This window comes from Chitinophaga sp. (assembly GCF_017745275.1).
Lineage (GTDB): Bacteria > Bacteroidota > Bacteroidia > Chitinophagales > Chitinophagaceae > Chitinophaga.
The window spans coordinates 719,761-732,345 of sequence record NZ_JAGHZS010000007.1; the positions used below are offsets into that span (position 1 = coordinate 719,761).

The window sequence follows — 12,585 nt, forward strand, 5'->3', positions numbered from 1 at the left end:
CCTGATGAGAGTAGTTATCTTTTTTATGTATATATGTTTCCTGCTGATAAAGGGGGACGGATGCGTATTTACAACTACTCAGCACTTTCACCTCTGCCGTATTACCAACGAAAATATCAAAAAGGCGCAGCAGTTAAAATCGGATGACAGCAATCAGGCGGATATGGTCAGCCTGCTCCCCGACCTCGACGACGACATGGATGATATCCAGGTACGTGAGGACAGGGAGGAAGATGATCCCAGCAACTTTTTTGTCCGGAAGTACCGGCTGCTGGCGCGGTTTTGCCTGGCAAACTCCCAACTGCTTACATTAAGTTATCTCCATAAGTGTTTCAATGCGCCACCAGACTTCCTGGGGCATCTTCCCAATATTTACATTACACAACGCGTACTCCGACTCTGACCGGTTATTTGCATCGGTTACTCAAAAAGTGAGATCATGCCAACCTGATTGGAAGTATATGTCATATACTTTCTGCTGCAGTTAAGTCTGGGAGCTATCCCGGCTGCTGATAACCTGTTGCGCCTGCGGCGCCTGTGCCAAACCAGCATACCATCGCTTAATATCCATTTAATATCATGAATAGAATTGTCATGTTCGCGGGCTTATTTGCCCTGCTGAGCTGTAAGCAAAAAAAAGAAGAAGTAAAAGAAGCCGAAACGGAAAAGTACACGGTTACCAGTCCGCTCAAAATTGATACTTCTTTTACCAGTGAATATGTTTCACAGATAAAATCTGTCCGGAACATTGAAATCCGTGCACAGGAAAAAGGCTATCTGCAAAACATTTATGTAGACGAAGGCCAGTACGTAAAAGCCGGTCAGCTCCTGTTTAGGATCATGCCTAAAGTATACGAGGCAGAACTGGCGAAATCACAGGCGGAGGCCCGTGCTGCTGAAATAGAGCTGCAGAATACCAAAACTCTGGCCGATAAAAACATTGTTTCCAAAAATGAACAGGCCCTGGCACAAGCCAAGCTGGATCAGGCCAAAGCGGAAATGTCGCTGGCCCACCTGCACCTGTCGTTCACTGAAATCAGGGCACCTTTTGACGGCACCATCGACCGTATTCCTTTTAAACTGGGAAGCGTTATCGATGAAGGCGGACTGCTGACCAGCCTTTCCGACAACAGCCAGATGTTTGCTTATTACAATGTGTCTGAGCCGGAATACCTCGACTATCAAACCAATGCCAAAGGACGTGGCGACAATAAAGTAAGCCTGCTCCTGGCCAACAACCAGCCGCTCCCCTACAAAGGAGACGTAGAAACCATCGAAAGCGAATTCAATAACGAAACCGGCAACATCGCTTTCCGCGCAAGATTCCCGAACCCGGAGAAACTGCTGAGAAACGGGGAAACCGGTAAAGTATTAATGACCATCCCGCTTAAAAACGCGCTGGTCATCCCACAGAAAGCTACCTACGAAATCCAGGATAAAATCTATGTTTTCGTAGTCGGCAACAACAACGTGATACACTCCAAAAACATTACCATCCGCGGCCAGCTGCCGGATCTGTATGTAGTGGAAAGCGGTATTTCTGAAAATGATAAGATACTGCTCGAAGGTGTTCAGAAAGCCAAAGATGATGAGAAGATCAACTATGACTACCGGAAACCTGAAGACGTTATTGCTCATCTGCGCTTAAAAGCAGAGTAGTCATTCATTCTTACTAATCGTATACAATGCTTAAAAAGTTTATACAGCGGCCGGTCCTGTCCATCGTGATCTCGCTCGTTATCGTGTTCCTCGGGTTGCTGGCCATCAGCCAGTTGCCGGTAACACAGTTCCCGTCCATATCGCCGCCTAAAGTGAACGTTACCGCCGAATACCCCGGCGCCAACGGTGAGCTGATGATTAAATCAGTGATCATCCCGCTGGAAAGAGCCATTAACGGGGTACCCGGACTTAAATACATTGCCTCTGATGCCGGTAACGACGGGGAAGCCTCCATACAGGTAGTATTCAACCTGGGCACCGATCCTAACCAGGCATCCCTGAACGTGCAAAACAGGGTGGCATCCGTAGTCAACAAGCTCCCGCCACTGGTAGTACGTGAAGGGGTAAAAATTACCCGCGAGGAATCCAACATGCTCATGTACATTAACCTGTACAGTGACGATCCACAAGCCGATCAGAAATTCCTCTTCAACTTCGCCGACATCAACCTGCTACCGGAATTAAAACGGGTAGATGGCGTTGGTTTCGCAGATATCCTCGGTAACCGGGAATATGCCATGAGGATCTGGTTAAAACCAGACCGCATGCTGGCTTACAAAATTTCTGCTGATGAAGTAATGAAATCGCTGGGTGAGCAAAGCCTGGAAGCCTCTCCGGGTAAGACCGGCGAAAGCTCCGGTAAAAGATCTCAGACCTTCGAATATGTATTGAAATATCCCGGCAGGTTCACCACCAAGGAAGGATATGAAAATGTGATATTAAGATCCAGTGCCAACGGTGAAATCCTTCGCCTGAAAGATGTGGCTGACATAGAATTTGGCAGCTCCATGTACGATATCTATTCCAACCTGAATGGTAAGCCTTCTGCGGCCATTGTACTCAAACAATCATACGGCAGTAACGCCAGCCAGGTTATCAAGGATATCAAGGCCAAGATGAAAGAGATCAAAGCCAGTTCTTTCCCCAAAGGCATGAATTATGAAATCAGCTACGACGTATCCAAATTCCTGGATGCCTCTATGGAGAAAGTAGTACATACCTTACTCGAAGCCTTTGTGCTGGTAGGTTTGGTGGTATTCCTCTTCCTGGGCGACTGGCGATCTACCCTGATTCCTGCCATGGCGGTACCGGTTTCATTGATTGGTACGTTTGTATTCATGCAGTTCCTTGGCATTACGCTCAACCTCATCACCCTCTTTGCGCTGGTACTGGCCATCGGGGTGGTAGTGGACGATGCCATTGTGGTAATTGAAGCTGTGCATGCAAAAATGGAGGCGGAACATCTATCGGCACTCAAAGCCACGAAGAGGGCCATGCATGAAATTGCCGGCGCTATTGTGGCCATCACCTTCCTGATGGCAGCGGTGTTTGTACCGGTAGCGTTTATGTCGGGCCCTGTGGGTATCTTCTACCGGCAGTTCTCCATTACGATGGCAACCGCAATTATTTTGTCCGGGATAGTGGCACTCACGCTGACGCCTGCACTCTGCGCCATGATCCTTAAAAATAATCATGGCAAGCCGAAGAAGAAGAATGTACTGGACAAATTCCTGGATGGCTTCAACAACACCTTTAACCGGACCACCAATAAATACATGCAGGTACTGGGCACTATCGTGAACCGGAGAACCATTACCTGGTTGGTGCTGGTGGCTTTCTGCGCTGGCATCTGGTTCATGAACAAAACCGTGCCTTCCGGGTTTATCCCGAATGAAGACCAGGGAATGTTCTATGCTATTATACAAACACCTCCGGGATCATCGCTGGAAAGAACCAACCAGGTAGCAGAGAAACTGCAGAAAATTGCCGAAGGCATTGAAGGCGTACAATCCGTTTCCTCGCTGGCGGGATATGAAATTCTCACAGAAGGAACCGGCTCCAACTCCGGTACCTGTTTGATTAACCTGAAAAGCTGGGAGGAAAGAAAACATTCCGTACAGCAGATCATGACAGAGCTGGAAGAAAAATCCAAAGACATCACCGGCGCCACCATTGAATTTTTCCAGCCACCGGCTGTTCCTGGTTACGGTGCTGCCGGCGGGTTTGAGCTACGCTTGCTGGATAAATTAGGTACAGGTGATTATAAAAAGATGGAAACCGTGAGCCGGGATTTTGTAAAAGAATTAAACAAACGCCCCGAACTGGCCTCTGTGTTTACCTTTTATAGCGCCAGCTTCCCCCAGTATATGCTGCGCGTGGATAACGACCTCGCCCAACAAAAAGGCGTGAGCATCGATAATGCCATGAATACGCTATCTACGTTGGTGGGTAGTAACTATGAAATCAGCTTTATCAAATTCGATCGCCAGTACAAGGTGATTGTACAGGCATCGCCGCAGTACAGGGCGTTGCCGGAAGATATCCTGAAACTGTACGTGAAGAACGATCGTGATGAAATGGTGCCTTTCTCTGCTTTCATGAAAATGGAAAAGGTGTATGGGCTATCCGAGATCACGCGGCATAACATGTACAACGCGTCTGAGATCAGTGGTTCTGCCGCTCCCGGCTATAGTAGCGGCGAAGCCATCAAAGTGATCAGCGAAGTAGCACAGAAAACGTTGCCCAGGGGCTACGGTATCGACTGGGCGGGTATCTCCAAAGATGAAGTGGCGCAGGGTAACCAGGCCATTTACATCTTCCTGATCTGCTTAGGCTTTGTATACCTCATCCTTGCAGCGCAATATGAAAGTTTCATACTGCCGTTAGCGGTAGTGTTGTCGTTGCCTCCCGGTATTTTCGGGGCGTTCTTCCTGTTGAAATTATTGGGACTGGAAAACAACATCTATGCACAGGTAGCGATGGTAATGCTGATCGGTTTGCTCGGAAAAAATGCGGTGTTGATCGTAGAGTTTGCGGTGCAGAAACACCGGGCAGGCGTATCCGTGCTGAAAGCGGCTATGGAAGGATCCAAAGTGAGATTCCGTCCTATCCTGATGACCTCCTTCGCCTTTATTGCGGGGTTGATTCCATTGGTGGTTGCTACCGGGCCTGGTGCGCTGGGTAACCGGACCATTGGTACCGCTGCCGCCGGCGGGATGCTGTTCGGAACTATTTTCGGCGTGCTCGTAATACCCGGACTGTACTACATCTTCGGCAGAATTGCTGAAAGATATGCACTTGTTAAAAATGAGGAAGAGAATCCATTAACTGAAGAAATTGATCACAATGTATAAATTCAGGATACATAGCGGCATTGGCTTGCTGAGCGCCTGCCTGGCAGTAGCCAGTTGCAAAGTGCCTGCTCTCCGGCCATCTGCCGAAAACAAGGCGGTTCCTGTATCCTATGGCAACGGCCAGGATAGCACTAATATATCGGACCTGCAATGGCGCAACTTTTTTACTGATCCCAACCTGGTCAGCCTGATTGATACAGCGCTGAAAAATAACCAGGAGCTGCAGGTTACTTTACAGGAAGTAGAAATAGCGCGCAACGATATCCGTTCAAAGAAAGCGGCGCTACTTCCCACCGTAGGCCTCAGAGCGGGGGCCGGCGTTGAGAAGGTAGGCCGGTACACCAGCCAGGGTGCCGGTGATGCTTCTACCGAAATTGAACCCGGCAAAGAAGTACCAGACCCGTTGATGGACTATAGCATCGGCGCCTATGCAACCTGGGAAGCTGATATCTGGAAGAAATTACACAACGCTAAAAAGGCGGCAGTTACCAGGTATTTGTCGACGGTAGAAGGTAAGAACTTTGTGCTCACCAGCCTGATTGCAGAAGTGGCTAACTCCTACTATGAACTGCTGGCGCTGGACAATCAACTGGCGATTGTGCGGCAAAACATCACACTGCAGCAAAATGCGCTGGAGCTGGTGAAAGTACAGAAAGAAGCGGCCCGTGTGACGGAACTCGCGGTACAAAAATTTCAGGCAGAAGTATTGAAATCCCAAAGCCTGGAATTTGATATCCTGCAGAACATCAAAGAAACAGAAAACAGGATCAACTTCCTGCTGGGACGCTATCCGCAGGAAATAGCCCGCGATAAAAGCAATTTCCTGGAGGCATTGCCACCCGCAGTGCGTACTGGTATTCCGTCGCAACTACTGGCCAACCGTAGTGATATCAAACAGGCAGAACTCAACCTGGAAGCAGCGAAGCTCGACGTTAAAGTAGCAAGAGCAGAGTTCTATCCGTCCTTTGGCATTTCTGCGGCGCTGGGATTACAGGCCTTCAAACCTTCTTACCTGGTAAAATTGCCTGCCTCCTTACTATACTCGCTGGCAGGCGATCTGGCGGCTCCGCTGATTAACCGGAACGCTATCCAGGCAGAGTTCAGCAACGCCAATGCAAGGCAACTACAAGCCATGTATAACTACGAGCGCACCATTCTGAATGCTTATTTCGAAGTATCCAATCAACTGTCGAACATCAGCAACCTGGAAAAAAGCTATACGCTGAAATCGAAGCAGGTGGAGGCATTGACCAAATCAATTGATATCTCCAATGACCTGTTTAAGTCAGCCAGGGCCGATTACTTCGAGGTACTGATGACACAGCGGGATGCACTGGAATCTAAGCTGGAGCTGATAGAAACGAAGAAACAACAACTCAACGCGGTGGTAAATATTTATAAAGACCTCGGCGGCGGGTGGAAATAAGGCGAATTTTTGTTTTGTTCAGGAGGATACTGATTTTGTATTAAAAGATGAAAGAAGATGATGCTTGTTATCTCTCAGATCAAAAACAAAATCAGTATCCTCCTGAACAAAACAAAAAACCGCTTTAAGCTAATTCCCCAGCATGGTAAGATGCAACACCCCATGCAGTGCTTTATCTTTTCCCCATACCTTTTCCACCAGCTCCCTGCTGATTGGGATATCCGGCTGTACCGGGCTATTCTTTGTGCGATGACAATCCGCACCGTGACTAAACGAAGTAGTGGATTGTATCTTTATTTTGCTGTTGGGCATGAGAATGCCAAATGCTTCTCCAAAGTCCTGGGTATCTTCACCAGTAGGCTCTCCTACAAGGGTGCCTAAATGATAAGTTTTAACAACGTCCGCCATAGCCATAGCACTGGAGAAAGTGAAAGGACCGGTGATAAAGAAAACCTTTCCCTGGAATTTTTCATTCTGCGTGAATTTATTTTCTTCCGGCACACAATTGTTGCCACTCTCCCACACCGTGCCGTTCGGCTGTTTTAAATATGCAGCGCCGGTATCTCCATCTGCTACCAGGTAATCTTTATATGCCTGGCTGATTCTCCAGCTTTTATTTCCCCAGCTATATTTTTTATCGGTGATATAACTGAACAGCACATCTCCCAGCAGAGTATTTCCTCCACTGTTTTGTCTTAGGTCGATAGCTACCGCTTTGACGTTTGCTTTGCGAAAGGTCTGAAAACAGGTATCCAGGAAAGCACCGAAGGTTTTTACATCACCGCTCAGGCTTCGTACATCAATGTAGCCCAGTGTGCCCTCTACTATTTCACTGTGGTAAGGTTGGACAAGATGCGGTAAAGAAGCGGTTAATGCTTTTTTAAAAGTGGTACCTGTGGGCAGCGTTACTTGTTGCAGTACGCCTTTTTCATCTTTGTACCCGAGTACAAATGGCGGCTGTATGCCATGCAGGAATAAAAAGTAAGGCATCAGCCTGCAGGCTGCTTCTTCTTTAAATGCTGGAATACCCGCTATCCCGCTTTGTATTTGCTCAAACAGGGCGTTGAACTTTTTCCCGTTGATGGTGACGAGTTCTGTGCCCTCCGGTATATCCAGATCTTTCGCCAGCAATAGCGGAGCATAGATGAGATGTTTATCCTGTACAATTTTATAGGGGAAGAATTGTTCCTTTTTAAATTCATCCATGAATGCGGCCTGTACCAGGTTGGGCGTGCAATGTGCATCTTTCGTTAATGCTGTGACCTGGTAGCAGAGCAGCACGAAATCGCGGATACCGATACTATCCCCGATGGTAGCTTTCAGTTGCTTTACCTGCGCATCATACGCGGCTTGTGAGATGTACATAAAAGGCGCATAATGCGACTCCTTCATAACACGAATATAGTAGTCGATATCTTCCACGGCTTTTTCACGGGAAAGCATGGATTGCGCGAAACTATGGCTAACTCCCAACAGGAGGGTCAAGGCAAAAACAAATCTTTTCATGTAGTGGCGGTCAGGCTTCTAATATAAGAAACGCCCGGTAAACAGGCCATTCAATTTTGCAATAATTAACTATCTGTCTGCTCTTTTTAACCTGCTGACGTATCACATCTGTTTGTTAATTAATTTTAAGCTGCACAAATTCACAGGTATGTTTTCAAAGGAAACTTATAGTAACAGGAGACAGCGGCTGCAATCAGCCATCGGACAAGGCATTATTTTGTTGCCGGGGAATGACGACAGCGGCATGAACTATAAAGATAACATCTATCCATTCCGGCAGGACAGCTGCTTTTTATATTATGCGGGTATAGATCGCCCGGGGCTTACATTGGTGATAGATGTAGATAATAACCGGGAGATATTATTCGGCGACGAAGCCACCATTGAAGAGATCATGTGGGCGGGGCCTATCCACTCACTGGCGTCTCAGGCGGCTGAAGCGGGCCTGACGGATATCCGGCCTTCATCGGAGTTACCTGATTTTTTATGGCGCTGCGTGAACCTGCAACAGGGCATTCATTTCCTGCCGCCATACCGCGGAGAAACGACACTGAAATTAAGCAGCTGGCTGGGTATACCCGGTGGCGAAATACCACGGCGTGTATCCGTTAAGTTGATTAAAGCGATCGTGAGCCAACGGTCTGTTAAAACCCCGGAAGAAATCCAGCAGATCGATGATGCGGTGAATACCACCATCGATATGCAGCTAAAAGCCATGGAGCTGGCGGCAGCGGGCGTCACCGAAACTGAAATAGCAGGGCGACTCCAGGCGGTAGCCATCGCCGCAGGCGGTAATATTTCTTTCCCCGTGATCCTCACGGTCAACGGGCAATTCCTGCACAATCATCCGCATCCTACGCCTTTGCAAAAAGGGCAATTGGTGTTGTGCGACTGCGGCGCAGAAAACGCCATGCGCTATGCCGGCGATCTGACCCGCACCCATCCCGTAGATAAAAAGTTCACCACCCGGCAAAGGGAAATTTACGATATTGTACATCATGCTTACCAAACCGCTGCCAATGCCATCAAGCCGGGTATACGCTTTAAAGATGTACACCTGCTGGCCTGCGAGCAACTGGCTGCCGGACTCATTGAGCTGGGACTCATGAAAGGCAATGCCAAAGAAGCGGTAGCAGCCGGCGCACATACCCTGTTTTTCCCCTGCGGCCTGGGACATATGCTGGGACTGGATATTCATGATATGGAGAACCTGGGAGAAGCTTATGTAGGCTACACGGATACCCTGGAGAAAAGTACGGACTTCGGATTAAAATCGTTACGCCTGGGACGTGAACTGGAAGAAGGATTTGTATTCACCATTGAGCCGGGCATTTACTTTAACCCGTTGCTGACAGAAGCCTGGCAGGCCGCCGGGAAACACACCCACTTTATCAACTATGAGCGGGTGGCTGAATACCGTCACTTCGGCGGCGTACGGGTAGAAGATAACTTCCTCGTGACTGCCACCGGCGGCCGTATATTGGGCCGTCCGTTTGCCAGCACTGCCACCGACATTGAAAACCTGCTCCAGTCATAAATTTCCGTTAGCATGAAAAACAAATTATTCCTGTTCCTCTGCGTAGTAGTATTAAACGCCTGCCAGGAACACCAGCCAGCCAACAACAGCGACCAGCAACTATCAGTGCTCGCCGAAAAATATGTGCGGCTGGGACTCAACATTGGTCAATACGATACTGACTTTGTAGACGCCTACTATGGCCCGGATTCATTGAAACCCACCAGTCGCCAACCGGTGTTTCCGAAAGATAGTTTCCTGCAGGCGGTAGATACGCTGAAAGCATCCTTACAACAAATAGCAACCAACACAAAAAATGATACCGTGCGTGTTCGCGCAGACTGGATGATGCGTCAACTTACAGCCTTCAGCCGGCGTATCAAAATATTCTCCGGCGAATACAGCACCTTCGATGCGGAATCCAAAGAGCTGTTTGATGCGGTGGCTCCCACTTATCCCGAGCACTATTATCAATCGCTCATTGCAAAGCTGGACAGCCTCCTGCCCGGCAAAGGCCCGGTAGCAGACCGTTTTCAACAACTGGCCAACCACTTCATCATCTCCCCCAACAAACTGGATACTGTTTTTAAAACCGCCATCGCGGAAGCCCGTAAACGCACCTTGCAACATTATCCGTTGCCTGCTGATGAAACCTTTACGCTGGAATATGTATCCGGTAAGCCGTGGATGGGTTATAACTGGTACAAAGGGCATTACACCAGCCTGATTCAAATCAGTGCCGACCTGAAGATCTTCATCGAAAAAGCCATCGACCTGGCCTGTCACGAGGGATATCCGGGGCATCATGTGTATAATATGCTGCTGGAAAAGAACCTTTATCATGATAAAGGATGGGTGGAAATATCGCTGTATCCCTTATTCAGTCCGCAATCGCTGATTGCGGAAGGCAGCGCCAACTACGGTATTGAAATGGCCTTCCCCGGCGAGGAAAAAACCACTTTTACCAAAAATGTATTGCTGCCACTCGTAGGCATAGACACCACCGGTATCACTACCTATATCAAAGCACTCACCATCAAAGGCGCTCTCAACTACGCCCGCAACGAAGTAGGCAGAGGCCTGATCAATGGTACCATGTCCGATTCCACCGCTCTCCGCTGGCTGCTGGACTACACCCTGCTCAATAAAGAGGCCGCTGATAAAGGACTACTTTTTGTGAAGAAAAACCGCAGTTATATCATTAACTATAACTACGGCCAGGACCTGATCAAAAATTACATTACAGCAGTTCCTGAAGAAAAAAGATGGGAACGTTTCGGGCATTTGCTGAGCAATGAAATTACGCCGGCTAGCTTGCTGAAGGCGGATAGCGCCAGGAAGTAGTAAAAGCAGAAAGCTGAAAGCAGAAAGCAAAAAGCTATTGAAGCGATTGATCATTGCGGTTATTCCGCTCTTGTCAATCGCTTCAATAGCTTTTTGCTTTCTGCTTTCAGCTTTCTGCTTATGCTACTTCCGTATTATTATCAACGACGACAACCACCTGGACATCCCCAGCAGCAACGCTCCTGCAATGCCTACTACTATTACAAAGAGCAGGAAGAAATCATACGCATTCCGGATGGCATATCCTCCCAGTTCAATCACACGGCCAGGCTCAGGATATAACGTACTCAGCACGCCGGCTAATTTATTGGCCGCCGCAGTAGCCAGGAACCATACTGCCATCAATAGGGAAGAGAATTTCAGCGGGGAAAGTTTATTGACTAGCGACAGGCCTATAGGCGATAAACAAAGCTCTCCAAAAGAATGTAACGCATACATACCGGTAATCCAGATAATACTCACCTTTGTTCCCGGCCCTGCTTCTTTTACACCAAATACAATCCATAAGTATCCCAGCGACAGCAACAATAACCCGATGCCCATTTTCACGGGAGCTGCAGGTTCGTATTTGCCCATGCGCGGCCATAGCCACGCAAAGAATGGCGCAAACAAGACGATATAAATAGAGCCCAGCGATAAGAAAAGACTAGGCGGCACTTCTTCCAATACCAACACTTTTTCTCGGCTCATGAGATAGTAGCCGTTCAAACCAACGATACCAAATAAGGATAACCACAGTAACGCATATACGGTGTTACGCAGTACCAGATCCGCTGGCGCAGACAACTGCCGGCGGGCCTTTTGATACAACAGGTAGATGCCATAAACCAGGAAAACACTCAGCAGGTGAATACTCCATATAGGGATGCGCCAACCAAGATGGCGATTGGTTTGTTCATCCGCAAAAAAAGTAAGAGAGGCACCTGCCTGTTCAAAGGCGGCCCAAAAGAAGATCACAAAAAAAGAGATGATGAAAATAACTTTAATCCGTTGCTTCTCCAGCCAGGTAAGGGATGGATCTCGGAAGATGATCACCGCAATCAGCACCACCGCTGCCAGCAGCAGGTAAGATAAATAATTTACCACTTCTGCATCGAGGTACAGTAAACCTATCATGGCCAGGGAAATCAGCACCAGGCCGCCAGTCATGATCAATGGTTGTAGTAATTTTGCGGAAGCTTTTTCGGGTGTAAGTCCCAGCACTTTTCCTTCCGGGCTCACTACATAGCGGTGATGAAATATGGCCTGTACAATCACGCTGATGATCATGCTTACGCCACCTAACAGGAACGCCCATTTGAAATCGGCCGGGTTGCCGGTATCGCCGGCCAGTCCGCAGATGATGGGCCCCAATGCCCCACCGGTATTAATGCCCATGTAAAAGATGGTATAGGCCGTATCTTTCCTGTTATCTCCATCCGGATATAGTTGCCCTACTAAAGAAGATATATTCGGCTTAAAGAAGCCGTTGCCCGCAATCATGCAACCCAGGCCGCTGAAAAACAACAAGAGAGATAATTGCTGCGCATCTTGAAATAAAGAAGCGCTGACAAAAAGGATCAACTCTCCCACTGCCATAACAATCCCGCCGGTAATAATAGAGCGGCGGTTGCCCCAGTAACGGTCGGCCATATAGCCGCCCAGCAAAGGGGTCAGGTAAATCAGGCCGGTGTAGCTGCCATATAGGTTGGCGGCAAATACTTTGCTGAACAACAACGCTTTGGTCATGAACAGGATCAATACGGCGCGCATACCGTAGTAGTTGAAGCGCTCCCACATTTCTGTGGCAAAAAGAATATACAGGCCCTTAGGATGCGATGCTGGCAGGGAAGTGTGGGACATAGCGTTTCATTTACGGCGCTCCATGATAGCAGAACGCCCTTCCCAAATATGCGCAGCTTTGGCAGATATCTGTTTGCAGTAATTACCCCGATGTGCGT

Annotated in this window: 8 protein-coding genes; 6 read left to right on the forward strand and 2 right to left on the reverse strand. The window is 48.2% G+C overall.

Going from position 1 to position 12,585, the window contains the following annotated elements; all coding sequences use genetic code 11:
* The first annotated feature begins 4 nt into the window (after positions 1–4).
* The 4 genes from J7623_RS22485 to J7623_RS22500 all read left to right on the forward strand — a co-directional run bounded on the left by J7623_RS22485 (position 5) and on the right by J7623_RS22500 (position 6,279).
* The gene (locus J7623_RS22485; RefSeq protein ID WP_291924611.1) at positions 5–403 is read left to right on the forward strand and encodes a hypothetical protein; all 399 of its coding nucleotides are present in this window, start codon (positions 5–7) and stop codon (positions 401–403) included.
* Positions 404–579: 176 nt separating this feature from the next.
* On the forward strand, positions 580–1,659 hold the full coding sequence (locus J7623_RS22490; RefSeq protein WP_291924613.1) for an efflux RND transporter periplasmic adaptor subunit: 1,080 nt from the start codon (positions 580–582) through the stop codon (positions 1,657–1,659).
* A gap of 26 nt (positions 1,660–1,685) precedes the next feature.
* Complete coding sequence (locus J7623_RS22495) at positions 1,686–4,853, forward strand: efflux RND transporter permease subunit (RefSeq protein ID WP_291924615.1); 3,168 nt, start codon at positions 1,686–1,688, stop codon at positions 4,851–4,853.
* Positions 4,846–6,279 (forward strand): TolC family protein, encoded by a 1,434-nt coding sequence (locus J7623_RS22500; RefSeq protein ID WP_291924617.1) that lies wholly within the window; start codon positions 4,846–4,848, stop codon positions 6,277–6,279. Before J7623_RS22495 ends, J7623_RS22500 begins: the two co-directional genes overlap by 8 nt.
* A gap of 129 nt (positions 6,280–6,408) precedes the next feature.
* On the opposite strand, the gene J7623_RS22505 is transcribed toward J7623_RS22500, so the two are convergent.
* Positions 6,409–7,785 (reverse strand): S41 family peptidase, encoded by a 1,377-nt coding sequence (locus J7623_RS22505; protein ID WP_291924619.1) that lies wholly within the window; start codon positions 7,783–7,785, stop codon positions 6,409–6,411.
* A 148-nt stretch (positions 7,786–7,933) separates the two neighbouring features.
* On the opposite strand from J7623_RS22505, the gene J7623_RS22510 reads away from it, so the two are divergent.
* Both J7623_RS22510 and J7623_RS22515 read left to right on the forward strand, forming a co-directional pair.
* Positions 7,934–9,322, forward strand: coding sequence for an aminopeptidase P family protein (locus tag J7623_RS22510; RefSeq protein WP_291924621.1), 1,389 nt, complete (start codon positions 7,934–7,936; stop codon positions 9,320–9,322).
* A gap of 12 nt (positions 9,323–9,334) precedes the next feature.
* Entirely contained in the window at positions 9,335–10,645 is a 1,311-nt protein-coding gene (locus J7623_RS22515) for a hypothetical protein (protein WP_291924623.1), read from the forward strand.
* Positions 10,646–10,768: 123 nt separating this feature from the next.
* Here the strand turns inward: J7623_RS22515 and J7623_RS22520 are convergent, their stop codons facing one another.
* A complete protein-coding gene (locus J7623_RS22520; protein ID WP_291924625.1) occupies positions 10,769–12,487 on the reverse strand; it encodes a peptide MFS transporter in 1,719 nt (572 codons plus the stop codon).
* Positions 12,488–12,585: the final 98 nt, after the last annotated feature.

Bases quoted from the DNA above. Each gene is read 5' to 3' on its own strand.
- J7623_RS22485 (WP_291924611.1), top strand. From the start codon at position 5: ATGAGAGTAGTTATCTTTTTTATGTATATATGTTTCCTGCTGATAAAG.
- J7623_RS22490 (WP_291924613.1), top strand. From the start codon at position 580: ATGAATAGAATTGTCATGTTCGCGGGCTTATTTGCCCTGCTGAGCTGT.
- J7623_RS22495 (WP_291924615.1), top strand. From the start codon at position 1,686: ATGCTTAAAAAGTTTATACAGCGGCCGGTCCTGTCCATCGTGATCTCG.
- J7623_RS22500 (WP_291924617.1), top strand. From the start codon at position 4,846: ATGTATAAATTCAGGATACATAGCGGCATTGGCTTGCTGAGCGCCTGC.
- J7623_RS22505 (WP_291924619.1), bottom strand. From the start codon at position 7,785: ATGAAAAGATTTGTTTTTGCCTTGACCCTCCTGTTGGGAGTTAGCCAT.
- J7623_RS22510 (WP_291924621.1), top strand. From the start codon at position 7,934: ATGTTTTCAAAGGAAACTTATAGTAACAGGAGACAGCGGCTGCAATCA.
- J7623_RS22515 (WP_291924623.1), top strand. From the start codon at position 9,335: ATGAAAAACAAATTATTCCTGTTCCTCTGCGTAGTAGTATTAAACGCC.
- J7623_RS22520 (WP_291924625.1), bottom strand. From the start codon at position 12,487: ATGTCCCACACTTCCCTGCCAGCATCGCATCCTAAGGGCCTGTATATT.